At 62.9% G+C, this 25,677-nt stretch carries 21 protein-coding genes and 1 pseudogene; 12 read left to right on the forward strand and 10 right to left on the reverse strand.

The window, feature by feature from the left end; genetic code table 11:
- Window positions 1-31 precede the first annotated feature (31 nt).
- Window positions 32-1,354, forward strand: a complete 1,323-nt coding sequence (locus B586_RS00745) for a lipase family protein (RefSeq protein ID WP_054878978.1) — start codon at window positions 32-34, stop codon at window positions 1,352-1,354.
- Between the two features lie 173 nt (window positions 1,355-1,527).
- On the opposite strand, the gene B586_RS00750 is transcribed toward B586_RS00745, so the two are convergent.
- Complete coding sequence (locus tag B586_RS00750) at window positions 1,528-2,283, reverse strand: L,D-transpeptidase (protein WP_054878977.1); 756 nt, start codon at window positions 2,281-2,283, stop codon at window positions 1,528-1,530.
- A 477-nt stretch (window positions 2,284-2,760) separates the two neighbouring features.
- On the opposite strand from B586_RS00750, the gene B586_RS00755 reads away from it, so the two are divergent.
- Window positions 2,761-3,693 (forward strand): LysR family transcriptional regulator, encoded by a 933-nt coding sequence (locus tag B586_RS00755; RefSeq protein WP_047314590.1) that lies wholly within the window; start codon window positions 2,761-2,763, stop codon window positions 3,691-3,693.
- On the opposite strand, the gene oxc is transcribed toward B586_RS00755, so the two are convergent.
- Complete coding sequence (gene oxc / locus B586_RS00760; protein ID WP_054878976.1) at window positions 3,677-5,428, reverse strand: oxalyl-CoA decarboxylase; 1,752 nt, start codon at window positions 5,426-5,428, stop codon at window positions 3,677-3,679. The two genes, B586_RS00755 and oxc, sit on opposite strands and share 17 nt — an antisense overlap.
- Before the next feature lie 286 nt (window positions 5,429-5,714).
- Here oxc and B586_RS00765 point away from each other — a divergent pair, with 286 nt between their 5' ends.
- Window positions 5,715-7,361, forward strand: coding sequence for a FadD7 family fatty acid--CoA ligase (locus B586_RS00765; RefSeq protein WP_047314529.1), 1,647 nt, complete (start codon window positions 5,715-5,717; stop codon window positions 7,359-7,361).
- Window positions 7,362-7,384: 23 nt separating this feature from the next.
- Here the strand turns inward: B586_RS00765 and B586_RS19705 are convergent.
- The 3 genes and pseudogenes from B586_RS19705 to B586_RS00775 all read right to left on the reverse strand — a co-directional run.
- A pseudogene (locus B586_RS19705) lies at window positions 7,385-7,843 on the reverse strand (DUF2231 domain-containing protein); the annotation flags it as partial.
- A gap of 19 nt (window positions 7,844-7,862) precedes the next feature.
- Window positions 7,863-10,010, reverse strand: a complete 2,148-nt coding sequence (locus B586_RS00770; protein WP_054878974.1) for an elongation factor G-like protein EF-G2 — start codon at window positions 10,008-10,010, stop codon at window positions 7,863-7,865.
- A 170-nt stretch (window positions 10,011-10,180) separates the two neighbouring features.
- Window positions 10,181-10,588: a TIGR03668 family PPOX class F420-dependent oxidoreductase gene (locus B586_RS00775; RefSeq protein WP_054878973.1), complete on the reverse strand. Its 408-nt coding sequence runs from the start codon at window positions 10,586-10,588 to the stop codon at window positions 10,181-10,183.
- 195 nt (window positions 10,589-10,783) lie between these two features.
- Here B586_RS00775 and B586_RS00780 point away from each other — a divergent pair, with 195 nt between their 5' ends.
- From B586_RS00780 to B586_RS00795, 4 genes are all read left to right on the forward strand, one after another.
- Window positions 10,784-11,857 (forward strand): S1C family serine protease, encoded by a 1,074-nt coding sequence (locus B586_RS00780; RefSeq protein WP_047314525.1) that lies wholly within the window; start codon window positions 10,784-10,786, stop codon window positions 11,855-11,857.
- A gap of 109 nt (window positions 11,858-11,966) precedes the next feature.
- Window positions 11,967-13,748, forward strand: a complete 1,782-nt coding sequence (treS, locus tag B586_RS00785; RefSeq protein WP_054878972.1) for a maltose alpha-D-glucosyltransferase — start codon at window positions 11,967-11,969, stop codon at window positions 13,746-13,748.
- A gap of 170 nt (window positions 13,749-13,918) precedes the next feature.
- Window positions 13,919-15,268 (forward strand): maltokinase N-terminal cap-like domain-containing protein, encoded by a 1,350-nt coding sequence (locus tag B586_RS00790; RefSeq protein ID WP_047314523.1) that lies wholly within the window; start codon window positions 13,919-13,921, stop codon window positions 15,266-15,268.
- An 82-nt stretch (window positions 15,269-15,350) separates the two neighbouring features.
- Entirely contained in the window at window positions 15,351-16,031 is a 681-nt protein-coding gene (locus B586_RS00795; RefSeq protein WP_054878971.1) for a YoaK family protein, read from the forward strand.
- Window positions 16,032-16,131: 100 nt separating this feature from the next.
- Here B586_RS00795 and ag85C read toward each other — a convergent pair whose 3' ends face one another.
- On the reverse strand, window positions 16,132-17,133 hold the full coding sequence (gene ag85C, locus B586_RS00800) for a diacylglycerol acyltransferase/mycolyltransferase Ag85C (protein ID WP_047314521.1): 1,002 nt from the start codon (window positions 17,131-17,133) through the stop codon (window positions 16,132-16,134).
- A gap of 255 nt (window positions 17,134-17,388) precedes the next feature.
- The gene (locus B586_RS00805; protein WP_054878970.1) at window positions 17,389-17,886 is read right to left on the reverse strand and encodes a metallophosphoesterase family protein; all 498 of its coding nucleotides are present in this window, start codon (window positions 17,884-17,886) and stop codon (window positions 17,389-17,391) included.
- 34 nt (window positions 17,887-17,920) lie between these two features.
- On the opposite strand from B586_RS00805, the gene B586_RS00810 reads away from it, so the two are divergent.
- Entirely contained in the window at window positions 17,921-18,376 is a 456-nt protein-coding gene (locus B586_RS00810) for a MaoC family dehydratase (RefSeq protein WP_054878969.1), read from the forward strand.
- 199 nt (window positions 18,377-18,575) lie between these two features.
- Here the strand turns inward: B586_RS00810 and B586_RS00815 are convergent, their stop codons facing one another.
- Complete coding sequence (locus tag B586_RS00815; protein ID WP_047314518.1) at window positions 18,576-19,877, reverse strand: acyl-CoA dehydrogenase family protein; 1,302 nt, start codon at window positions 19,875-19,877, stop codon at window positions 18,576-18,578.
- Between the two features lie 404 nt (window positions 19,878-20,281).
- Window positions 20,282-21,385 carry a F420-dependent hydroxymycolic acid dehydrogenase gene (locus tag B586_RS00820; RefSeq protein ID WP_054878968.1) on the reverse strand — a complete coding sequence of 368 codons (1,104 nt, stop codon included), beginning with the start codon at window positions 21,383-21,385 and terminating at the stop codon, window positions 20,282-20,284.
- A 121-nt stretch (window positions 21,386-21,506) separates the two neighbouring features.
- Here B586_RS00820 and B586_RS00825 point away from each other — a divergent pair, with 121 nt between their 5' ends.
- The gene (locus tag B586_RS00825) at window positions 21,507-22,112 is read left to right on the forward strand and encodes a GNAT family N-acetyltransferase (RefSeq protein ID WP_047314516.1); all 606 of its coding nucleotides are present in this window, start codon (window positions 21,507-21,509) and stop codon (window positions 22,110-22,112) included.
- A gap of 22 nt (window positions 22,113-22,134) precedes the next feature.
- On the opposite strand, the gene B586_RS00830 is transcribed toward B586_RS00825, so the two are convergent.
- The gene (locus tag B586_RS00830) at window positions 22,135-22,809 is read right to left on the reverse strand and encodes a TetR family transcriptional regulator (protein ID WP_047314515.1); all 675 of its coding nucleotides are present in this window, start codon (window positions 22,807-22,809) and stop codon (window positions 22,135-22,137) included.
- Window positions 22,810-22,879: 70 nt separating this feature from the next.
- Here B586_RS00830 and B586_RS00835 point away from each other — a divergent pair, with 70 nt between their 5' ends.
- Genes B586_RS00835 through B586_RS00845 form a run of 3 tightly spaced genes read left to right on the forward strand, consistent with a single transcriptional unit; the run spans window position 22,880 to window position 25,621 of the window.
- The gene (locus B586_RS00835) at window positions 22,880-23,983 is read left to right on the forward strand and encodes a flavin reductase family protein (RefSeq protein ID WP_047314514.1); all 1,104 of its coding nucleotides are present in this window, start codon (window positions 22,880-22,882) and stop codon (window positions 23,981-23,983) included.
- 10 nt (window positions 23,984-23,993) lie between these two features.
- Window positions 23,994-25,067 carry a fatty acid desaturase family protein gene (locus tag B586_RS00840; protein WP_054878967.1) on the forward strand — a complete coding sequence of 358 codons (1,074 nt, stop codon included), beginning with the start codon at window positions 23,994-23,996 and terminating at the stop codon, window positions 25,065-25,067.
- Between the two features lie 29 nt (window positions 25,068-25,096).
- On the forward strand, window positions 25,097-25,621 hold the full coding sequence (locus B586_RS00845) for an SRPBCC family protein (protein WP_211141548.1): 525 nt from the start codon (window positions 25,097-25,099) through the stop codon (window positions 25,619-25,621).
- Window positions 25,622-25,677 lie beyond the last annotated feature (56 nt).

The raw sequence follows: 25,677 nt of genomic DNA on the forward strand, positions 1-25,677 counted from the left end.
AAGCGGTGACGGCCTTGATAGTCTCCCGACCATGCTTCGGGTGTCCTCACGTCAGATTGTTGCAGTTGTACTCAGCTTAATTTGTGCTACAACAATTTTCGTGAGATATTCGCCGCCGGCACACGCCGAAGGCAATTTCGATTCCGAGGGTGACCAAAGTCAATTCGAGGAGTTCTACACTCCGCCCGACCCGCTGCCACCCGGTCAGCCCGGCGATTTGATCCGAACCGAGCCAATGCGGCTCGTGCTCGAGCCGTCCGGACAGCTGGGTGCCATCCTGGCTACCGCTACCCGCATCATGTACCGCAGCACCGACGCCCGCGGCCGGCCGGTCGCGGTAACCGGCACGTACTTGGAGCCGGATAGCCCCCGGCCCGGGAAGGGGCCACGCCCGCTGCTCAGCTACGGCCCGGGCACCCAGGGTCAGGGCGACCAGTGCGCACCGTCGCGGATGTTCAGCCAGGGCATCCATTGGTCGTCCGGGCTGGACTTCATGGTCAACTACGAAGAGACGTTCGTCGCGACGATGGTGGCCCGCGGTTTCGCCATCGTCATGACCGACTATGACGGGCTGGGGACCCCGGGTGTGCATACCTATGTGAACCGGCTGGCCGAAGGGCAGGCGATGCTCGATGCCGCTCGCGCCGCCCAGCGGCTACCTGGGACGTCGCTGGACCCGCACGGCCCCGTCGGGTTTTGGGGGTATTCACAAGGCGGCGGTGCCGCGGCCTCCGCGGCCGAACTCGCGTCGGTCTACGCCCCGGATCTGAACGTGGTGGGCACCTATTCTGGTGCTCCGCCCGCCAACCTGGCCGAAATGTTGCCCTATATAGACGGCAACGCCCTGGTCGGCGTGACCGGCTATTTGCTCAACGGAGCGATTTATGCCTACCCGGAGTGGGCGGACGCGATTCACGCTCAGTTGACGCCGCGCGGGGAAGACCTACTGGCCAAGACCCGCCACCAGTGCGTCGGTGAAACGCTGTTCAAGTTCCAGTTCCGGCATCTTGCCGGCTACTTCAACGGCGATATCGACAAACTTATCGATGAGGAGCCGTTCAAGACCCTGTTCGACATGCAGCGGATCGGGCGCTATAAGCCAAACGCACCGGTATTCATCGACAGCAATCGCTACGACCCGCTGGTGCCGTGGACGCCAGCCAACCAACTTGGACGTGATTGGTGCGCTCAGGGTGCGGATGTCCAGTTCTGGACCAACGAGGAGCCGCCGTTTCTCAACAAGACCTCAATCAACCACGTGCTTACTGCCTGGGTGGACGGCGAGCGTGCTATGCAGTGGATCGCCGACCGATTCAACGGCCTACCCACCACACCCAACTGCGGCGAGTTCTAGGTCCGAGTGTCCGGTTCTCGCCGGCAGGCCAGAGGTGAACGCCGCGCGGTGCGCATGGTCGCGGGCTAACCAGGCCAGGTAGCCGCAGATCCGTAAACGTACTTGTCGATCAAAGACGGCGATAGATGTGAAATATCTTTTTTCCACAGCAATTTTGGCTTCGTAACTGCCCGCTATCCCACCACTTCGATGGGGTCGCCAACGTTAACGGTGTTGAAGTACCACGCGGCGTTGTCCGGGCTTAGGTTTATACATCCATGACTGACGTTGGCGTAGCCCTGCGAGTTCACCGACCATGGGGCTGAGTGCACATAGACGCCGCTCCAGGTAACGCGAACCGCGTACTGGGCGGTGATCAAATACCCTTCGGGCGAACTGAGCGGGATACCGATGGTCCGCGAGTCCATCACGACGGTGCGCTCCTTCGACAATGCGGTGAACTTACCGATCGGCGTCGGCCGGGTGGGCTTACCCATAGACGCCGGCATGGTGCGGAGGACCTCTCCGTTTCTACTGACAGTGAAGGTGTGCGCGGACAGGCTGGCAACGCCGAGCAACGCGTCACCGGTTTCGAAGCCCGTCGTCAGCGCCTGAACACCGACCGATACATGAGTGTGGGCGGGCCAATACTTGGTTGGAACCCACTGCACGACATTGCCATCGAGCCACTCGAAGTGGCCGGCCATGTTGCTCGGCGATGAGACGCGAATTGACCGCTCGGTGGCGGCGCGGTCGGTCACCGGCGCGGTGAATGCCACCACCACCGGGTGCGCCACACCCACCACCGCGCCATTAGCCGGCAGCACCAAAGCAACCTCAGGAGTCGGCTTTGGTGTAGGGACCGCGGCCACGCTGGGGCTGCCCGATCCTGCCACGGCCATCAGGGTGATCACGGCCATAACAAATAGATAACGAACCGCTCGGCGCATGGCGTCCGCCCTTCGAGATGGTGCGATCCACACAACGGTATTCTAATTGCCGTCTACCCAATACGGGTTTTAGCAAATGCTGACGAATTTGCCCGGTAGCCGCTTGCGCGCGGTCCCGGCATGAGGTGCGGTTGATGCGCACATTGCGTGGATCGGCGCGCCGGACAATACCGGCTCATGGCTTGCCGCCGAGTCATTGCCCAATGTTGTTGAACTGGGCCACAAATTGCTTCTGGTCAGTGGCCTGCGACAGGTCGCGGAACTCCGAACTTGGCCGACCTTCACCGTCCGTATGGTGAAAGTAGCGGCAACACATCAGTATTCGTAGTTTCAACGTCGCCAACTGTCCGCCGACATCGAGCTACCGCCTAGTTGTCAGCAGACCCGTTTGCGGTTGCTTCGAGTGGGTAGATTGGCTGGGCCGGTAGCGACGCGCTAGCCTCAGCGGGATCGGTATCCAAAAGGGAGGAGGTGCGGGTGCTCTTCCGTCAACTGGAGTACTTCGTCGCGGTCGCCCAGGAGCGGCACTTCGCCAGAGCGGCCGAGAGGTGCTACGTTTCGCAACCCGCGCTATCATCCGCGATCGCCAAACTCGAACGTGAGTTGAACGTCACGCTGATCAACCGGGGACACAGCTTTGAGGGCCTAACGCCCGAGGGGGAGCGCCTGGTCGTGTGGGCCAAGCGGATTCTCGCCGAGCACGATGCATTCAAGGCCGAGGTGGACGCGGTGCGGTCCGGGATCACTGGGACGCTTCGACTAGGCACGGTGCCCACCGCCTCGACGACGGCGTCCCTGGTGCTGTCGGCCTTTTGTTCGGAGCACCCATTGGTAAAAGTGCAGATCCGTTCCCGACTGCCTGTCACCGAGCTGCACCGACGGCTGGGCGACTTTGAGCTTGATGCCGTCATCGTGCACTCCGCGCCCGACGACACCCACGAGGTGGACCTGGTGCCGCTTTACCATGAGCACTACGTGTTGGTATCGCCGGCGGATATGTTGCCGCCTGGGGCGGCGACGTTGACGTGGCCGGATGCCTCGCAGCTGCCGCTGGCGTTACTCACACCCGACATGCGAGACCGCCAGCTGATTGATCGGGCCTTTGCGGGCCACGCCATCACCGTCACCCCGCAAGTCGAGACCGACTCTGTCGCTTCGTTATTCGCCCAGGTGGCCACCGGCAACTGGGCGTGCATCGTTCCGCACACCTGGCTGTGGACGACGCCGATGGGCGCAGAGATCCGCGCGGTCGAAATGGTCGACCCTGTCCTGAAAGCCGACGTCGCGCTCGCCACCAACTCCGCCGGGCCAGGTTCCCCGGTAGCCCGCGCGCTCGCCGCATCTGCGAAGCAGCTTGCGTTGAACGAGTTCTTTGAAGCTCAGTTAGCGGGAATCACGCGTCGGCGCTGACCGGTGTTGCGGCACTCGTGGGGTTGAGGCTTGCCAGGTGTCCGCTTTCCACCCCCGCGGCTGGGTCGAGCTCGCAGTCAATGATCGATGGCGCGTTCGATGCGATCGCTGCGGTGAGTGCCGACCGCAGCTCGGCGGGTGTTACGACGTGATATCCCTTGCCGCCAAAGGCTTCTGCGATTAATTCGTGCCGTGCGCGGGCGTTGAGCACGGTGGGTGCGGGATCGGTACCACAGGCCGAGGAGACCTCGTCGCCGCGGTAGACGCCACCATTGTTGAGGATGACTACGGTGACCGGCAATCGGTAGCGGCAGATGGTCTCGATTTCCATGCCGGAAAAGCCAAATGCGCTGTCGCCTTCGATAGCGACAACCGGCTTGCCGGTCTCGACCGCGGCGGCGATGGCGTAGCCCATACCGATGCCCATCACGCCCCAGGTCCCTGTGTCGAGCCGGTGCCGGGGCGCATCCATCTCGATGACGTTGCGGGCCAGGTCGAGCGTATTGGCGCCCTCGTTGACCACATAGACATCCGGGTTATCCTGCAGCACAGAGCGAATGGCGCCGAGCGCGTTGTAGAAGCGCATTGGATGCGGATTGTCGGCCAGTCGCCGGCGCATCGCGGCGTCGTTGGTTGCTTTGCGATCGGCCAGCTCGTTGGTCCAGTCCGCGGGTGCGACGATCCGACGCGTGGCCGCACCGTTGAGTAGCGCCGACATCACCGAACCAACATCGCCGGCCAGCGGCGCCGCGATCGGCCGGTTGCTGTCGAACTCCGACGCCGCGATATCGACCTGAACAAATTTGGCATCGGCTGACCATTGCGGCGACTCGCCATGGCCGAGAAGCCAGTTCAGCCGGGCGCCGACCAACAAGACCGTATCTGCGCGCGCGATGGCCAGCGAGCGCGCGGCGGCAGCGGACTGTGGGTGCGAGTCGGGCAGTAGTCCTTTGGCCATCGACATCGGTAGGAACGGAATTCTGGTGGTCTCGACAAAGTCCCGAATCACGTTGTCTGCCTGTGCGTATGCTGCGCCTTTGCCGAGCACGATCAGCGGCCGCTGCGCCTGCGCGAGTAGGTCCAGAGCGCGGTCGACTGCCTCCGGCGCCGGCAGCTGGCGGGGCGCGGGGTCGACGACCCGCCAAATTGTGTCGGCTGCGGCCGCGGCCTCCATGGCCTGGCCCAGCACATCACCGGGGATATCGAGGTAGACGCCGCCCGGACGGCCGGAGACTGCGGTGCGAATGGCGCGTGCCACGCCGCGTCCAATGTCCTGCACCCGGTTGATCCGGTACGCCGCCTTCGCGAAAGGCCTTGCAGCGTTGAGCTGGTCGAGCTCACCGTAGTCTCCTTGCTGCAGATCCACCAGCGTTCGATTGCTTGAACCCGAGATCTGGATCATCGGAAAGCAATTCGTCGTGGCGTTTGCCAGTGCGACTAGGCCGTTGAGGAAGCCGGGTGCCGACACCGTTAGACACACGCCGGGACGTCGGGTAAGGAATCCAGCGGCGGCAGCGGCGTTGCCGGCGGAGGTCTCCTGCCGGAAGCCGATGTAGCGGATTCCGGACGCTTGCGCGATGCGCGCGAGGTCGGTGATCGGGATACCGACCACCCCGTAGATCGTCTCGATGTCATTGACCTTGAGCGCCTCCACAACGAGGTGGAAGCCGTCGGTCAACCGCGCGCTTTCTGATCTTGCCGCCGCTTCGCTGCCAGCTGCCGAAAGTGTGGTCATGTGCCGACTCCATCGTGTGCGTCTGGGCGGGCGGTAGGCGCTCCGCGGCGAACTCTTGTAATCACAATGATCCGACGCCTCGCCGCTGTCCAAGACCAAGCCGCTATGCGGCGATTCATGCTGTCTATCGGCAGATCATCCTCCCTGGTCGTGGGCGTATTATGCCGCTTCAATAGGTGCTCATTATCAAGCGTTAGCGGATGGTTATTGGACGCGTGATGAGCCGCGCGGCATGGTTTGCAGAGGAGCGCTGTTCATATCGGGAGAAGGCGGAAGGAGCGCAGCGATGAAATCAGAGTCGATTACCAGCAGCGGAGCTCCGGTTGAACAGATCGATGCGGGGCTGACTGGCCAATTCGCGAGCCCGCGCATCGCCGACTTGGTCCAGGCGGCGGCAATCCGGAATCCGGACGCGCCGGCGCTTGTCGTGACCGCCGATCGCATAGCGGTGAGCTATCGAGACTTGCTCGGACTGGTCGATGATTTGGCCGGTCAGCTGACGCAGGGTGGTCTGCTGCCTGGCGATCGGGTCGCGCTGCGCGCGGCTAGCAACACCGAATTCGTTGTCGGCCTACTGGCGGCGTCGCGAGCCGGCTTGATCGTGGTGCCGTTAGATCCGTCTCTACCCATCCACGAGCAGTGCATCCGGAGCCAAGTAGCGGGCGTGCGAGTGGCACTGGTGGACAGTCTTGACCCTGAGGGCGTTGGCGACCAACGAGAAGCGACGATGCGCTGCTGGCCGATCGCGGTTTCCGACGGCCGCGCCACAGGCGCTCCAGAAGGCAGCCTGTCGGTCCACTTGGACGCCGCTGTGACACCGAATCCGGTCACTTCGACGCCCGACGGACTCCGGCATGACGACGCCATGATCATGTTCACCGGCGGAACAACGGGTCTGCCGAAAATGGTCCCGTGGACCGACGGAAATATCGCCAGTTCAGTTCGTGCCATCATCGCCGCATACCAGCTCGGTCCGCAGGATGCGACCGTCGCGGTGATGCCGCTTTACCACGGTCACGGGCTAATTGCTGCCTTGCTGTCGACCCTGACATCTGGAGGTGCGGTGTTGCTGCCTGCTCGCGGGCGGTTCTCGGCGCACACATTCTGGGACGACATCGACGCCGTTGCGGCCACGTGGTACACGGCGGTGCCGACGATCCACCGGATCCTGTTGGAGCTCGCCGCTACTCAATCTTCCCGGAGCAAACGAGCCACACTCCGCTTTATTCGCAGTTGCAGCGCGCCCCTTACTGCGGAAACGGCGCAAGCACTGCGTGAAGAGTTCTCAGTGCCGGTGGTATGTGCTTTCGGCATGACCGAGGCCACCCACCAGGTGACCACTACGGGTATCGAGCTGCTCGGCCAAGGCGAAAACTCTGCTGCAACAGACGGTCTCGTCGGTCAGTCGACTGGCGCCCAGATCCGCATCGTCGGGTCCGACGGCCAACCCCTCCCTCCAGATGCCGTCGGGGAGGTCTGGTTGCGTGGTCCTACCGTGGTGCGTGGGTATCTGGGTGACCCGGCGATAACCGCCGCGAACTTCACCCGCGGATGGCTGCGTACCGGTGATCTGGGGTCACTGTCGGCGACCGGTGACCTGAGGATCCGGGGCCGGATCAAGGAACTCATAAACCGCGGCGGCGAGAAGATCTCACCGGAGCGCGTCGAGGGAGTGTTGGCCAGTCATCCCAACGTTTTGGAGGTGGCGGTCTTTGGTGATCCGGACAAGATGTACGGGGAGACAGTGGCCGCAGTGATCGTTCCTCGTGAGTCCATTGCGCCGACCCCGGCCGAGCTTGCGGTGTTCTGCCGTGATCGGTTGGCGGCCTTCGAAGTGCCCACCAGCTTTCAGGAGGCCAGTGCGCTGCCGCATACGGCCAAAGGTTCGCTCGACCGCCGCGCTGTGGCCGAACAGTTCGCCCATCGGGGGTGAGATTGCGCGGACCCAGTCACGTTCGAAGCCACGTTTCCCCATGCGGCCCGCGCACCCGAATCGCCGATGCGGTAGGTCTGGACCAGCGTGGCCACCGCGGCGGCGATCACCAGCACTCCGATCGCGCCGTGCAGGGCGAATTTCACTGTTCGTCCGCTCGTCTGGCGAATATGGACAGCGGCTAGCAAAGCGACGGCGGCCGCCAGCGCCGCGAGGACGTAGATCAAGGTTTCGCCGAGTTCTTTGTGTATCCGCAGCGTGACGGACGGCCCGACCCGGGGTTCTAACCACAGACCCGCGCCGGTGGTCAGCGGGGTCAAGATAAGGGTGCCCACGGCAAGTACCAGAACCAGCCAGATCAGTCGCCGCCGCGCTGCGGGCCACAGCGCGCAGAGGATCGCCAAAATCGCTGTCAGCGGACCCAAGACGACGACGAAATGGTTGAGCAGTATGTGGGCGGGAAGTCCGTTAACCGTCGACATAAGGCTTCTAAACTAGCGGCTACTCCGTGGTCTTCACCCGGGCTGCCGCGGATTCGGGCATAGGTTCATAGCGGGCAAACGAGCGGGTGAATGACGCAGCGCCGTGCGCGAGTGAGCGTAAATCGATTGCGTACCGGGTCAGCTCGATCTGAGGGACCTCGGCTTTTACTACCGTGCGTTCCTGACCGGCGGTATCGGTGCCGAGCACCCGGCCGCGACGACTCGACAGGTCACCCATCACCGCGCCGACGAAATCATCGGGTACCAGCACCGAGATCTCGTCGATCGGTTCGAGCAAGGTCACCTTCGTCGCAGCTGCCGCCTCACGTAATGCCAACGCTCCCGCCATCTGGAACGCGAAGTCCGAAGAGTCGACGCTGTGGGCCTTGCCGTCGAGCAGAGTGACCCGGACATCGACCACCGGATAGCCGGCCTGCACTCCTTTTTCCATCTGAGCGCGGATACCCTTTTCCACGCTGGGGATGAATTGTCGTGGCACCGTCCCGCCTACCACTTTGTCGAGGAACTCAAACCCGGCGCCTTCCGGCAGCGGCTCTACTTCGATATCGCACACCCCGTACTGGCCGTGGCCGCCGGATTGCTTGATGTGGCGGCCATGGCCTTTCGCTTTGCCGCTGAAGGTTTCCCGCAGCGGCACCCGGAGTTCCACCGTGTCCACGGTGACGCCGTAGCGGTTGGCTAGCGCGTCGAGTACGACCCCGGCGTGTGCTTCGCCCATGCACCACAGCACGACCTGGTGCGTCTCCTGATTCTGTTCGATCCGCAGTGTCGGATCTTCGGCGGCCAACCGCCCCAGCCCGACCGACAGCTTGTCTTCGTCGGTCTTGGCGTGCGCGGCAATGGCGACCGGCAGCAGTGGTTCAGGCATTGTCCAGGGTTTCAGCACCAAGGGCTCGGACTTGTCGGAGAGCGTGTCGCCGGTTTCGGCTCGGCTCAGTTTGCCGATCGCGCAGATGTCGCCCGCCACCACCGCGGATGCGGGGCGCTGCTGCTTGCCGAGTGGAAATGACAGGACCCCGACACGTTCATCCTCGTCATGGTCGGGGTGCGTGGTAGTCGCGCCGTTGGGTCCGGAGAAAAACGACGCAAAATGGCCCGACACATGAACCGTCGTGTCGGGCCTGATGGTCCCGGAGAACACCCGGACCAGGCTGACCCTGCCGACGTAGGGGTCTGACGTCGTCTTCACCACCTCTGCAAGCAACGGCGCATTAGCGTCACAGGCCAGCTCGGCGTGTGGAGCGCCCTGCGGCGTGAAGACTTCTGGTATCCGATGTTCCATCGGAGATGGGAATCCGCGGGTGGCGATTTCGAGCAATTCGCACGTGCCGACACCGGTGTTACTACACACCGGGATCACCGGGAAGAACGAACCTCGGGCAACGGCTCTTTCGAGGTCGTCGATGAGCACCGACTCGTCAATCGTCTCGCCGCCGAGATAGCGTTCCATCAGCGACTCATCCTCGGATTCCTCGATGATTCCTTCAATCAAGGTGCCGCGCGCTTGCTCGATCCGATCGGCGTCCGACCGGTCGGGGACGTGCGTTGTTCGGCTGCCGCCGGTGTACTGATAGCGGGTCTGTGACAACAATCCGATCAGGCCGTCCCCGGTCGGCAGGTAAAGCGGTAAAACCTTGTCGCCGAATGCGTTTTGTGCGGCGGACAGTGCCTCGGAGTAATTCGCCCGGGCGTGGTCGAGCTTGGTGATTGCCACGGCGCGGGGCATCCCGACCTGGCTGCATTCTGCCCAGAGCGACTTGGTCGGTTCGTCGACGCCCTCGTTTGCCGCGATGACGAACAGCGCGCAGTCCGCGGCTCGTAACCCGGCCCGCAGCTCGCCCACAAAATCGGCGTATCCGGGAGTGTCGACGAGGTTGACCTTGATGCCGTCGTATAGCAGAGAGGCCAGGGCAACGCCCACTGACCGTTGCTGCCGGATCTCGGCTTCGTCGTAGTCGCAGACCGTGCTGCCGTCCACCACGGTGCCCGGTCTGGACAACACGCCGGCCGCGACCAGGAGGGCCTCGACCAGGGTGGTCTTACCTGCTCCGGACGGCCCGACCAGAACCACATTGCGAACGTTGCCGGGGCTGTCTGCGGTGGGAGCGGCTCCTACGCCCCGGGACGCATTCACTCTTTCCGCCATGATTTCCCTCCGGTTCTCCTGGGTCGCTAGCGCCCCACGAGCGGGGTGTGTCCCGGCTCACACGACGCAGTAAGCAACTTTTCCCCCAACGGCCGCGCAACACAAGGCCGACAGTCGGGTGCAAATGGGTTGGGTCATGACACCGGCCGCCCGTGTCGAATCGGGTCTGCTTAGGCGTGCCAGCTGGACCAGCGGCGCGCGACAACCGCAATTACCGGCCCGTTCAACGGAATCGATTGGTACTGAGCGTATTTGGCGCGAAGCAGCCGGTATGCGGTATGCATCACCGTGCCGTCTGGGTGGATCGTGGCGACACCGTCGACGCGGACCCACCACAACTGCGTCCAATCGTCGGTGTAGTGGTCGACGAGCAGGCTGACTTGTGGATTGTTCTCGATGTTGGTCAGGCGCCGCAGCCGCGGTGTTGTCTTCGGCTTCGCATCGACGGCGGTATATATGACGTCCTGGCTGACTGCGAAGACGACTGGCACCAGATGCGGCATGCCCTCGGGTGTGACGGTGGCCAGTCGTGCTACCGGGGACTGTGTGAGCCGGACCTTCGGGTCGAATTCCCGCACCGTGTCAGCTTAGGGCCGCGCTAGTCGTCTGACAGCGACCTTGGCGGTCCGGAAGCGTCCCCTCGGCGGCCGGAGCAATATCCCAAATGTGTCGCTGATAGCAATCTGCATTAGCTTGATGTACACAAAGTCGTGCCGCCCAGACCCAAAGGCTGGGACAATTCTGGTTCTTAGCTGGATGCAGGAGGTTACGGGATGAGCAAACGGTCCCACCGTTCACTCTGGTGGTCAAGGTTGGTCAGCGTGCTGGCCGCGCTGGCGCTGGGCCTGGGCCTGGCCGCGGCGCCGGCGTCCGCCACACCGTCGTCTGGGCCGTCCACTCTGGCGCTCGACCGGTTCAGCGACCGGCCACCCCTGCCGCTCGATCCCGGCGCGATGGTTGCGCCGCAGGTGGTCAACATCAGCACCAAATTCGGGTACAACAGCGCGGTGGGAGCCGGAACGGGAATCGTTATCGACCCCAACGGTGCCGTGCTGACCAATAATCACGTGATCGCGGGTGCTACCGATATCAAGGCGTTCGATGTCGGGAACGGCAAAACCTACGGCGTCAACGTGGTCGGCTACGACCGCACCGAGGACGTGGCGGTGCTGCAGCTTCGTGGCGCGAGCAACCTGCCCACCGCCGTTATCGGTGGCGATGTGGTGATCGGCGAACCGATCGTGGCGCTGGGCAACACGGGTGGCCAGGGTGGAGCACCCAGCGTGCTGCCGGGTCGTGTCGTCGCACTTAACCAGACCGTCCAAGCGTCTGAGGCTCTGACCGGCGCCCAAGAGACGTTGTCCGGGCTGATCCAGGTCGACGCCCCGATCAAGCCCGGCGACTCGGGTGGGCCCGTCGTCAACAGTGGCGGTCAGGTGGTCGGCATGAACACTGCTGCTACCGACAACTACAAGATGTCGGGCGGGCAGGGCTTCGCCATTCCGATCGGTCGGGCGATGGCGGTCGTCGGCGCCATCCGGTCCGGGGCCGGGTCGAATACCGTGCACATCGGCCCGACGGCCTTCCTCGGCTTGGGCGTTGTCGACAACAACGGCGACGGGGCACGGGTTGCGCGTGTGGTCGAAACCGGTCCCGCCGGAGCGGCCGGGATCTCCGTGGGTGACGTCATCACCTCGGTCGACGGCGTCCCCGTCAACGGGGCCACCGCGATGTCGGATGTCCTCGTGCCGCATCACCCCGGCGACACCGTCGCGGTGAACTATCGCGCTGCGGGAGGCGGTGACCGCACCGCGAATGTGACGTTGGCGGAAGGACCTCCAGCCTGATATCCGGTCGGATGTTGGCCGCCGGCCAGCCAATTCGTGTGGAGTGGTATCTGATCTCAGGCCTGATTCCCGGTGTACCGCCTCGGGTACCCGTGGCATCGTGGGTTTGATGAACGACGCAGTCCATCCCGTTGAGGCTGGTGAGCACGATCCCGCGGGGGGCAGTCACGTCGAAGGGGGTGTGGTCGAGCATCCGAGTGTCGAGGACTTCGGTAACGCCGCCGTACTGCCCGCCGACCCGACCTGGTTCAAGCACGCTGTCTTCTACGAGGTGTTGGTCCGGGCGTTCTACGACGCTAGTGCCGACGGTTGTGGAGATCTGCGGGGACTCATAGACCGCCTGGATTACCTGCAATGGCTCGGCATCGACTGCATCTGGCTGCCGCCGTTCTACGACTCGCCGCTGCGTGATGGCGGCTATGACATCCGAGACTTCTACAAGGTGCTGCCCGAGTTCGGGACCGTCGACGATTTCGTCGCGTTGGTGGACGCCGCGCACCGGCGGGGTATCCGGGTCATCACCGATCTGGTGATGAACCACACCTCTGAATCGCATCCATGGTTTCAGGAGTCTCGCCGCGATCCTGACGGGCCATACGGCGACTACTACGTGTGGAGCGACACCAGCGAGAAATACACTGAAGCCCGAGTCATCTTCGTCGACAGCGAAGAGTCGAACTGGACGTTCGACCCGGTCCGCCGCCAGTTCTATTGGCATCGGTTCTTCTCCCACCAGCCGGATCTGAACTACGACAACGTGGGCGTGCAAGAGGCGATGATCGACGTTCTCCGCTTTTGGCTTGGCCTGGGTATCGACGGGTTTCGGCTAGACGCGGTGCCCTACCTCTTCGAGCGTGAGGGCACCAATTGCGAGAACTTGCCTGAGACGCACGCTTTCCTCAAGCGCGTCCGCAAAGTGATCGACGACGAATTTCCGGGACGGGTGTTGCTAGCCGAAGCCAATCAGTGGCCAGGAGACGTGGTCGCGTACTTCGGCGACGCCAGCACCGGGGGCGACGAATGCCACATGGCGTTTCACTTCCCGCTGATGCCGCGCATCTTCATGGCGGTGCGCCGGGAGTCGCGGTTCCCGATCTCGGAGATCATTGCCCAGACACCGCCGATCCCGGAGATGGCTCAGTGGGGGATTTTCCTGCGCAACCACGACGAGTTGACGCTGGAAATGGTCACCGATGAAGAACGCGACTATATGTATGCCGAGTACGCCAAGGATCCACGGATGAAGGCGAATGTCGGAATCCGGCGCCGGCTGGCGCCACTGCTGGACAACGACCGTAACCAAATCGAGCTGTTCACCGCGTTACTGCTGTCGTTGCCCGGCTCCCCGGTCCTGTACTACGGCGATGAGATCGGTATGGGCGACGTGATCTGGTTGGGAGATCGCGACGGGGTGCGTATCCCGATGCAGTGGACACCGGACCGCAATGCCGGTTTCTCTACGGCTAACCCGGGCCGGCTGTATCTGCCGCCCAGCCAGGATCCGGTCTACGGCTACCAGGCTGTCAACGTAGAGGCGCAACGCGACACCTCCACGTCGCTGCTCAACTTCACTCGCACCATGCTGGCGGTTCGCCGACGGCACGACGCCTTTGCCATTGGGACTTTCCAGGAGTTAGGTGGCTCGAACCCGTCAGTATTGGCTTTCATACGCCAAACAGCTGGTCATGGCGACACGGTGCTATGCGTCAACAACTTATCGCGGTTCCCACAGCCCATCGAACTGAACCTGCAGTATTGGAACGGCTACACGCCGGTCGAGCTGACCGGGCAGGTGGAGTTTCCGCGCATCGGCCACCTGCCGTATCTGCTGACGCTGCCGGGACACGGATTCTATTGGTTCCAGTTGTCCGAACATGAGGAGAACGCATGACCCGCGCCAGCGACGATGCAGAGCGAAGCGATGAGGTGGGGGTACCTCCCAGCCGCGAAGCGGCGAGGGGGAGAGCGGCGCCAATGAATACCGCCAGCGACGATGCAGAGCGAAGCGATGAGGTGGGGGTACCTCCCAGCCGCGAAGCGGCGAGGGGGAGAGCGGCGCCAATGACTCTGCCAGCCAAGCTGCCTTGGTTTGAGTGGCTGCCACAGCAACGTTGGTACGCCGGACGCAGTCGCGAGCTTTCCGCCGCTGAGCCTGCGGTAATCGTCTCGCTTCGAGACGACCTCGACTTGGTGTTGGTGGACGCCGACTACAGTGACGGTTCGTCAGAGCGCTATCAGGTGATCGTGGAGTGGGATTCCGCGCCGGTCACCGAGTACAGCACCGTAGCAACTATCGGCGCCGCCGACGATCGCACGGGCTTTGACGCGCTGTATGACCTTGCCGCCCCCCAATTTCTGCTGTCGCTGATCGCCTCGTCCGCCGCCCGCAGCTCGTCGGATGCCGAAGTGACGTTTGCCAGAGAACCCGACGTTGAGCTACCGCTGGACGCATCACCTCGAATTTCAGATGCCGAGCAATCCAACACCAGCGTGATCTTCGATCGGGGCGCCATCTTCAAGGTGTTCCGTCGGGTCAGCAGCGGTGTCAACCCCGACATTGAACTAAACCGGGTGTTGGGCCGCGCCGGCAACCCGCACGTGGCCCGACTGCTCGGCACCTACGAGATTGCCGCGCCAAAGGGCGCCGCTGCTACGGCCTGCCCGTTGGGCATGGTGACCGAGTATGAGGCCAACGCCGCCGATGGCTGGGCAATGGCTACCGCCAGCGTTCGCGACTTGTTCGCGGAGGGCGACTTGTATGCCTACGAGGTCGGCGGCGACTTCGCCGGCGAGTCCTACCGACTGGGAGAGGCCGTTGCATCCGTGCACGCCACCCTGGCCGAATGCTTGGGGACGGCGCAGGTCACCTTCCCAGTAGACAACGTATTGGCACGGTTGTCGTCGACTGTGGCGGCGGTTCCTGAACTCGGGCAGTACGCGGCACCGATCGAAGAGCGATTCCAAAAGCTCGCGAATGAGACGATCACCGTGCAACGGGTGCACGGTGATCTGCACTTAGGGCAGGTGCTGCGTACCCCGGAGACCTGGCTGCTGATTGACTTTGAGGGTGAGCCGGGCCAGCCATTAGACGAGCGGCGGGCGCCGGATTCGCCGTTACGCGACGTGGCCGGCATGTTGCGTTCCTTCGAGTACGCTGCCTACGGGCCACTCGTGGACAACGCCGACGATAAGCAGCGGGCCGCCCGCGCTCGGGAATGGGTCGAACGCAATCGCACCGCGTTCTGCGACGGCTACGCCGCCGCGTCGGGGATTGATCCCCGAGATTCGGCGCAGCTGCTGGTCGCCTACGAGCTCGACAAGGCGGTCTATGAAGCCGGGTATGAAGCCCGTCACCGGCCCGGATGGCTGCCAATCCCACTGCGATCCATCGCCCGTCTCACCGCTGCCTAGGGTGTTCGCTGGGCCTCTTCGTTGCGCTTTACTGGGGTGGTTGCGCGCTGCGAGCACCGCGCGCATCTGAAACCATGTACGTGTGGATCGTGAGGTTTTCGACAGCGAGGCACGGTTGTCGTGGGTGCTAGCAGGGTTGGCCGGCATACTCGGTGCGACTGCATTTACGCACTCAGCAGGATACTTTGTGACCTTTATGACCGGGAATGCCCAACGCGCGGTGCTGGGATGCTTCCGGGGCGACATGGTGCTGTCGGTCACCGCGGCGCTGCTGTTGCTGTGCTTCGTCGCCGGCGTGATAACTGCGTCACTGTGTAGGCGCTACTTCTGGGTGGCGCATCCGCACGGCCCGACCGTGCTGACTACTTTCAGCCTGATGGCCGCCACCGGGTGTGACATCCTGGTGGGCCGATGGAATCAAAGCCAACTCGATTTCACGCCAATTCTGCTGGTGGTTTTCGGTATTGGCGCGCTGAACACGTCATATGTCAAAGATGGCGAGGTGTCGATCCCGATTAGCTATGTGACCGGCACGCTGGTCAAGATGGGCCAGGGCATCGAACGCCACATCGCCGGCGGGAAAGTGACGGACTGGCTCGGCTATTTTCTGTTGTTCGCCAGCTTTGTGTTGGGCGCCGCGTTGGGCGGCGCTATCAGTGTGCTCGTCAGCGGAACCCAAATGTTGGCGGTCGCGGCTGTCGTGTGCGCGTTGACGACCGGCTATACCTACTTCCACTCTGATCGCCGCGCTCTGTTGTCCTGAGCGTCCTGGTTGCTGAATCAGCCCTGCAAACCACACAGCATCGGCAGCAGCGCTGGCCGTTGCGCTGCTGCCGATGCTGGCTCTTGCGGGTTAGGCGGTGTCAGGCATTGTTGTTGCTGCCGTTGAGCACCTGCTGGATGTCGGGCTTCATGGCAACCAGCTGTTGATCCCAGTACGGCCATGAGTGTGTCCCATTGGGCGGGAAGTTGAACACCCCGTTGCGTCCGCCCGAGGCCGCGTAGGTGTTCTGGAAGGTTTCGTTGGTGCGCAGCGTGAGGCCTTCCAAGAACTTCGCCGGTATGCTGTCGCCGCCGAGGTCACCTGGTGCGCCGTTACCGCAGTACACCCAGATCCGAGTGTTGTTGGCGACCAGCCGTGGAATCTGCACCATCGGGTCGTTGCGCTTCCATGCCGGGTCAGTGGACGGGCCCCACATGCTGTTGGCGTTGTAGCCGCCCGAGTCGTTCATCGCCAAGCCGATCATTGTCGGCCACCAGCCCTCGGACGGGTTGAGGAAGCCCGACAATGAGGCGGCGTAGGGGAACTGCTGCGGGTAGTACGCGGCCAGGATCAGTGCGGAGCTGCCCGACATCGACAGGCCAACCGCCGCATTACCGGTCGGTGACACGTTCTTGTTGGCTTGCAGCCAGGAAGGCATCTCCTGGGTTAAGAACGTTTCCCATTTGTAGGTGTAGTTCTGACCGTTGCCCTGCGACGGTTGGTACCAGTTGCTGTAGAAGCTGGACTGGCCGCCGACCGGCATGATCACCGATAAGCCGGACTGGTAGTACTCCTCGAAGGCCGGGGTGTTGATGTCCCAACCGCTGTAGTCATCTTGGGCCCGGAGCCCATCGAGCAGGTAGACCGCGTGCTGGCCGCCGCCTTGGAACTGGACCTTGATGTCGCGGCCCATCGACGGTGATGGCACCTGCAGATATTCCACTGGAAGACCCGGCTTAGAGAACGCTCCCGCGGTCGCCGTGCCGCCGACGGCACCGACAAGACCGGACAACAAGGCAGTCCCTAAAGCTGCGATAGTCAGCCGGCGCGGCAACTTTGCCGCTGGGCCAAGCAACTTTCGTATCTGCTGCAAGAACTTCATGGCTTCTACTCATCCCAACTTCCATCTGCCGCGTGATGCGGTCGAATCTGTTCTGGGCGAGTGAAACATAGGGACACGGCCGAATTCGGCTGTCGCGGCCGGAGCTGATTGTCGCGGTTGGCTAACGATCAAGAGTCAGCCCGGCCTCGTTACGTTCACGTCACGATTGGCTATCAGAACGATGTTGGTGACGTCAAAAGTGGTATAGCTCAGACTGTGATTCGGTGAGCCGCGCCGCAACGAACCCTACGCGAGCTACCTTTCCAGGGGGTGGACAACTACGTCCGTCAATGCCCCGTTGTCGACGGTCGCGGTCATGTAGCTGCAAAACGGCTGCCGGCGACGATCTGTTGGCGAGCCCGGATTCAGCAGCCGCAGACCGGTCGTCGTCGTGGTATCCCACGGGATGTGACTATGCCCGAACACCAAGACCTGGCTGTCCGGATACAGTCGCGACATCCGGGCATCGCGGCCGGCCGCAGGACCGGTCTCGTGCACAACCGTGAAATGCACGCCCGCCAACGTCACGTCCGCTCGTTCCGGCAGCCGTGACCGCAGTTCGGGACCATCGTTATTTCCCCAGCACGCGGCCAGCCGAGCGGCCTTGGATTCCAGCTTGTCGAGTAATTCGGGCGCTACCCAGTCGCCGGCGTGAACGACGACATCGGCCGCTGCGACCTCGTCCCATACCTGCGCGGGCAGGTCGAGTGCGCGTTGCGGAACATGGGTATCGGCAATCAGCAGCAGCCTCACGAGTTCTATGCTTACCCGAGCAGAGGAGAGACCCATGCGGATCTTCGAGTCAGTTGCCGACCTTACTGCCGCTGTGGGTGAGGCGGTCGGACAGAGCGACTGGGTGACCATCACTCAGGATGATGTCGACCGGTTTGCCGATGCGACCGGCGATCACCAATGGATCCACGTCGACCCGGAACGGGCGGCAGCAGGTCCGTTCGGTGGCACTATCGCCCATGGCTACCTGACCCTGGCGCTGCTGCCGCGGCTGCAGCACCAGATGTACACCGTCAACGGTGTCAAGCTTGCAATCAACTACGGCCTCAACAAAGTCCGCTTCCCAGCACCGGTGCCGGTCGGCTCTCAGGTGCGTGGCCAGAGTTCGTTGGTCGGAGTCGAAGACCTCGGCAACGGCATCGTGCAGGCGATCGTGTCGACCACCGTCGAGATCGCCGGGTCGGTCAAGCCGGCGTGTGTGGCCGAAAGCATCGTTCGCTACATTTCGTAGCCGCCGTTATCGTCGCGAGATTTAAACCGAAGTCACTGCTGCAGGGCTCCTGCGAAGCAATGGTCGCACGTGGGCCATGGCGATCTTTCAAGCATCGAAACTGTAAGTGGCGTGGACCTTCTCGGCGTGTCGTCACGGTAGCTGCAGTGTCGAGGTCGTCAACCTTCTTCTCGGCTTGGACTCGAGCCGGCAGATCCGGTTAAAACTCGGCGATCGTATGTTCGAGGCGCTCGGCCAACCGGGCCTGGGCTTGCGCGCGCCGGGTGGGTATGTGCTGAGACGGGAAAGGCGTTGTCACGGGCTCATACTCACGCAGTGTCCGGCGAGCTACGGTCATCTTGTGCAGCTCGGTGGCGCCGTCGGCGATGCCCAGCGACTCGGCGGCCACCATCATCTTGACAAACGGCATCTCGTCAGACACGCCCAGCGCTCCATGCAGGTGCATGGCGCGTTGCGCGACATCGTGCAGCACCTGGGGCATGGCGACCTTCACTGCCGCGATGTCGCGGCGCACCTTCTGATAGTCATGGTGCTTGTCGATCAGCCAAGCGGTGCGTAATACCAACAAACGGAATTGCTCGATCTGGATCCAGCTGTCAGCGATCTTTTCTTGAGTCATCTGGAAATCGGCCAGTCGCCCATGCCTGGTCTGTCGGGAGACCGCGCGCTCGCACATCATGTCAAAAGCCTGACGCGCCAAGGCAATTGTGCGCATGGCGTGATGGATGCGCCCTCCGCCCAGTCGAGTTTGCGCGATCATGAACGCCTGGCCTTCACCGCCTAGGACGTGATCTGCCGGCACCCGAACATCGTTGTAGCGGACGTAGCCATGGCTGGCGGCAGACGCTGAATCCCGTCCCAATCCCACGCCAACGTTGCGCACGATCTCGATGCCCGGCGTCTCGGCTGGAACGATGAACAACGACATTTTTTCGTAAGTGCGGGCTTCGGGCTCGGTCACGGCCATGACAATGAAAAACGACGCGTGCTTGGCGTTGGTAGAAAACCACTTCTCCCCGTTGATGACCCAGTGATCGCCGTCGCGCGTTGCGGCCGTGACGAACTGCCCGGGATCGGAACCACCCTGCGGTTCGGTCATTGAATAGCAGGAGGTGATCTCGCCGTCGAGCAACGGTCGCAGGTAGCGGGCCTGCTGCGCTTCGGTGCCGAACAGTGCGAGGATCTCAGCGTTTCCTGAGTCGGGTGCTTGGCAGCCGAACACCGACGGTGCCCAGCGTGAGCGCCCGAGGATCTCGTTGAGCAGCGCGAGCTTGACCTGGCCGAAGCCCTGACCGCCGAGCTCGGGCCGCAGATGCGCGGCCCACAGTCCCTGGTCTTTCACCTGCTGCTGCAACGGCCGCAGGATCGCCATCATCTCGACGTTCTTCTTGTCATACGGATCAAGGGCGACCAGATCGAGCGGTTCGAGCTCGTCGACCATGAACTTTTCAACCCAGTCCAGCTTCGCCTGGTATTCCGGGTCTGTTTCGAAGTCCCACACTTCTCGGCAACCGTTCCCCGGCGCACCGTTGCACCGGCATCGTTGATGAAGCCACACCATCGTAGATCTGGGAATGAATAGCCGCGGAGGCGGTAGAACAAATCGAAAGGTCGTGTTCGGCTGGAGCTAGAGTCGCTGTGCAAGCAGCTGTTTGGCCATTTCTGCGCCTTCGCTACTGTCCACCTGCGCCTTACGGAACACACTGCTTTCGCATCGCTTCCTATCGCCACTCGTTGAACTACCCGATGACATTTCACTTAAGCGTGCTACCAGTAATTCAGTAGTGCAGCAGTGTGTGCTCGAACCAAGCCGACGACGGCCAAGCCCCGTCACTACAGGCCGGTCGGCGTTCGGCGTGACGGTCACTGGTTCGCCGTATCGTCCGGAAGATCAGCACACCCACGCTATGAATGCAGTTTGGGTAAGACATTGGCGCCGTAGAAGTCGATCGCGGTCACCGGGTTGTCCTGGGGAAAATGCAGGAACGGAGTGGCGCCAGCGCCGAGAACCGCTTGCACGGCGTTGACGTGGGGGGACGGGTCGGTGCCGACGACCCAGTTGGCGAGCACCTTGTCGATCGGGTTCGATTCGGCAGCGCGCTGGATCTCGACCGGATTGGGCTGATCGACAGCCCCGGCGGTAAATCGCCACAAGGCGGCGGCGCGGGCGGCGTCGGCGTCATCGCCGACGACGGCGAACAGTTCGGCACGTTTGCCGAGGCTGCTGGGGTCGCGCCCGGCGGTTTGCGCACCCGTGTTGAATGCGGCTACTAGTTTCGAGTTGGTGATGTCGCGGGCCTGGGAGATCCAGCCGTCGCCGTATTGACCGGCCAGCGTTGCGCTTTTGGGACCGCTAGCAGCCACGAAGATCGGCGGAGGTTGGTGTGGTAGGTCGTAAAGCTTCACCGCGTCTGTTTGAAAATATCGGCCCGCGAACGAGATTCGTCTGCCGCTCCACAACTGGCGGATCAGCCCGATGGCTTCGACCAACCGGTCGTGGCGTTCGGTGTAGCGGCCGAACGTCTTGGTGGCGGCCTGTTCGTTGAGCCGTTCTCCGGTGCCAAGCCCTAAAAACACTCGTTCTGGACTAAGGATCGCCAGCGAGGCGAATGCTTGTGCCACGGTCACCGGATGGTAGCGGTATATAGGGCAGGTCACCCCGGTGCCAAATTCGATGCGGCTGGTGCTCTTGCCCACCAGGGCTAGGGTCAGCCATGGAAACATGGAATGACCCTCGTTGTCCTGCCACGGCTGAAGGTGATCGCTTGCCCACACGTATTGAAAGCCGGCCTTTTCGGCGGCCTGGGCTTGCGCCACCAGCTGATCGGTGCGGAACTGCTCATGCGACAAAACGAACCCCACGCCCCTACTTGACGAGGGCGCCGGACTGACGGGCATGGTGGCGTGTTGGGAGTTCGGCACGCCGCAGCCGCTCGGTAACCCGCCGGCGCCAAGCATGCCGAGCCCGGCGGTCAGCTGCCCGAACACCCGCCGCGAGATGTTGGTCATTGGATCCCAATATCCACCAGGGCGCCCGCCACACGCGGCGGTTTCGGACAGTTCGGCTAGGAATTGCGAACTTTACGTACGCCTGGGCCGCCACCTCCGAGCACCAAGTAGCCTGACCAGGGTGGCTCCCCAGGCGCGCCCCGCGCAGAAAGACGACGTCCGCGAGCTGTCACGCACCATGGCCCGGGCGTTTTGCAACGACCCGGTGATGATCTGGCTCTTTCCCGACGAGAAACCGCGCACCGCGCAGCTCTACCGGTTATTCATGACGCTGACCCGTCACCACCATCTGGCACGCGGTGGCGTGGAGGTGGCTGGCGACGGACCGGGCATCGGCGCGGCGGCGCTGTGGGACCCGCCGAATCAATGGCAAGAAACTCGCCGAGGTCAACTGGCCATGATGCCGATGTTCTTACGGGTGTTCGGCTTCCGTACGGCCATGGCACGTGGCTTGCAGGAGCTCATGAAGCGCGTGCACCCCGAAGAACCGCACTGGTATCTCGCCACAATTGGTAGCGACCCGACGGTCCGCGGCAAAGGCTACGGGCAGGCCCTGATGCGGTCACGGCTGGACCGTTGCGATGCCGAGCACTGTCCTGCCTACCTTGAATCAACGAAGTCCGAAAATGTGCCGTACTACCAACGCTTCGGTTTCAGCGTCACCCGTGAGATCGTGCTGCCCAATGGCGGCCCAACGATGTGGGCGATGTGGCGAGCTCCGCGATAACAGCTCACGCCGTTCGGCATCCTTAGGGGCTGCTTCGCCAACCGGCGACACCGATGGCGATCATCCGTAGCTGCTTGACTGCAATGCGGCGGATGTCTTCGAGAGTTTCGGAACTCTGGGCGTCCTCGATCGCCTCGGCGATGACGATCATTGCGTTGACGAACAGCGTCGCAAGCACATTGAGATCCTCGGTGCTCCAGGCGTTAAGCCCTGGGAAACGCGCGAGGTCGGTGGCCAGTTCGGAAGTGATCAGTCGGATCTCGGTGCGGATGGCGTAGCGGAGCACAGAGACCCCGCTGGAGCGCTCCCGGGCGATGAGGCGCCAGTGCTCGCGTCGTTCGGCGACACTGGCGACCAGGATCTCGACGGATGACTCGATCACCCGGCTTGGGTCGAGCTTGCCGGTACGCGCCCCGCGCAGTGTGTCGCGCAAGGTGCGAAATGACTCGTCGATCAGGACCAGCCCTAGGGCCTCCATCGACTCGAAGTGACGGTAGAACGCGGCCGGCACAATCCCGGCCTCCCGGGTTACCTCGCGCAGGCTCAGGCCGCTGAAGCTGCGGTCGTGTAGCAGCTTGAGTGCGGCGGCGATGATGGCCCGCCGGGTCGCTTCTTTGCGCTCCTCGCGGGACGGGGTTCCCCGGGCACGCTCGCGGCCAGATCGGTGGGTCCGTGAGCTAGGAGCACGGCTGTTCACTGTGTGAACCCTACCACAGAGCTGCGCTAATACCTTGACGAACTGCAGTATCCAGTCGCACGGTGTACAGATGTTCACTCAAAATGCGGAACCTTCCGGGACGTTTGCGCGGGCGTTCCGGAAGCGAGTCCTGGGTTCAGGCCTGGTAGACCTGCTTACCGGTCCGCATGGCATTGACCGCTACATCGAGCTGGTGGCGCCGACATGGGCGCTGGGTACGGCCCGCGCAAAGGTCATCGACGTACGCCGGACCACTGCGCGCAGCGTGACCCTCACGCTGGCCCCGAACGAGAGCTTCACATCCACCCAGACCGTCAAGGCCGGTCAATACATCAACCTCACGGTCGACATCGACGGTCGGCGGCACACTCGCTGCTATTCGCCGGCCAATGCCGAAGGTGCCGTCAAGCTCGAGCTGACGATCGGTCAGCATGACGGCGGGGTGGTCTCGACATACCTGTATGAGCATGCCCGCCGTGGCATGATCGTCGGCCTGGCCGGTGTCGGCGGCGACTTCGTGCTGCCCGCGCATCGGCCGCGCCGGATCCTGTTCGTCTCCGCCGGAAGTGGTATCACGCCCGTGATGGCGATGCTGCGCACGCTGGTGGCTGAGGGGCATGTCCAAGCCGTCGACCGCGAGATCGCATTTGTTCATTACGCGCGGACTGCAACCGAGGCCTGCTACCGTGCCGAGTTGGCCGCGATGGGCGGCGTACGTGTGCTACACGGCTACACCCGCTCGGCCGACGGTGATCTCGTTGGCCGATTCGGACCACGACACCTGGCCGCCGCAATGACGGCACCTGATGTGGTGTTCGTCTGTGGGCCAACCACTTTGGTTGAGTCCGTCCGGGAGCACTGTGACAACGTGTGCACGGAGAGCTTCGTGCCGCCGGTGCTCGAACCGCCGGACAATCCGGCTGGTGGACGAATAACGTTTGCGAACAGCGGGATTCACGTCATCGATAACGGTCGCTCGTTGCTGGAACAGGCCGAATCGGCTGGCCTAACGCCACAGAACGGGTGCCGGATGGGCATCTGCCATACCTGCACGCGTCGGAAAACTGCCGGCACGGTGCGCAACTTGATCACCAGGGCAGTGTCGACCGAACCCGATGAGGACGTGCAAATCTGCGTGTCTGTTCCGGTCGGTGACGTCGATCTATTCCTTTAGGAGAAAAGCCATGTCACAAAACAAGATTACCTTGCCCCTCGAGCAAGCCGAGGCATTCGGCTGCGAACTCGACGCCATCAAGGAGCGCGTGATGGCGGACCTCGGCGAAAAGGACGCGGACTACATCCGCCGCGTCATCAAGGTCCAGCGTGTCCTGGAGGTCGGCGGACGCGCGCTGTTGTTCCTGCCGCCGGCCTGGCTGGCCGGTACGGCGATGCTGGGTTTGTCGAAGATCTTGGACAACATGGAAATCGGTCACAACATCATGCATGGTCAGTACGACTGGATGCGTGACCCGGCGATCTCTGGCTGCGCCTTCGAGTGGGACACAGCTTGCCCCGCCGACCAATGGAGGCATTCGCACAACTACCTGCATCACACGCATACCAACATCGTCGGGATGGATCGCGACATCGGCTACGGGATCTTGCGGATGAGCGACGACCAGCCCTGGGAGCCGTACTTCCTCGGCAACCCGGTCTACGCGTTCTTGCTGATGGTGTTGTTCCAGTACGGCGTCGCGCTGCACGAATTGGAAACCGAGCGCATTCGCGCCGGCGAGATCAGACTCGCTGACAAGCGCGACGTCCTTCGTGCGATCTGGAAAAAGACGCGCCGGCAAATACTCAAGGACTACGTCGTCTTCCCGTTGCTGGCTGGCCCATTCGCACCGTTTGTCTTCGCGGGCAACCTGTCGGCCAACCTGATGCGCAACATCTGGTCGTACATGATCATCTTCTGCGGCCACTTCCCGGATGGCACGCAGGAATTCACCGTCGAGGAGACCAAGGACGAGTCTCGCGGCATGTGGTACTGCCGTCAGGTCCTCGGCTCGGCGAATCTGACCGGAGGCAAGATCTTCCACGTGTTGTCCGGTAACCTGTCGCATCAGATCGAGCACCATCTGTTTCCGGACATGCCGGCTCGCCGGTATGCCGAAATCGCGGGTGAGGTGCAGGAAATCTGCGAACGCTACGGCATCCCATATAACCGGGGCCCGCTCCTCCGACAGTTCGGCACCGTCGTGCGCAAGATTGTCACGCTCACCTTCCCGGGGGTCAAGCCAGCACCCGCCGTCGCATAGACGTGTTGCGGCGGGCCGAGCAGGGGACAATGGGGCCCGTGGAATGGACCGGCGCACGCTATGCCGACAAGCCATCCGTGCAAGCATCAACGTGGATCGACGCCGATCCACGGCGGGTCTGGAGCCTGGTTTCCGATATCGAGCTGATGCCGACGCTGAGTAACGAGCTGCAATCCGTGGAATGGATCGACGGCGCCGGCCGGCCCCGGCTCGGTGCCCGGTTCGTCGGATACAACGCGCACGACGCGTTCGGGCAATGGAGCACAACGTCACAGATCGTTGCCTGCGACGAATTGCGGGAATTCGCCTGGTCGGTCGGTGAGTCGGATAACCCGTCGGCGACGTGGCGATTCCGGTTGGCACCACGCGGTGGTGGCACCGCGTTGACGTTTTCGATGCAGATGGGCCCGGGTCGCTCGGGGTTGTCGGTGGTTATCGACGCGATGCCCGACAAGGAACAAAAGATCGTGTTCGTGCGGCTGCGGGAGTTCGAGGCGGCGATCACCAAAACCTTGGCGGCGATCAAGAGGCTGGCCGAACACGGAGTGCGCTGATGCGCACCCTGGGGCGGGCCATCGCGCTGGTCCGCGAGGTTTAGTGCACCGATGCG

The organism is Mycobacterium haemophilum DSM 44634, from assembly GCF_000340435.2.
In the GTDB taxonomy this organism is placed as follows: domain Bacteria; phylum Actinomycetota; class Actinomycetes; order Mycobacteriales; family Mycobacteriaceae; genus Mycobacterium; species Mycobacterium haemophilum.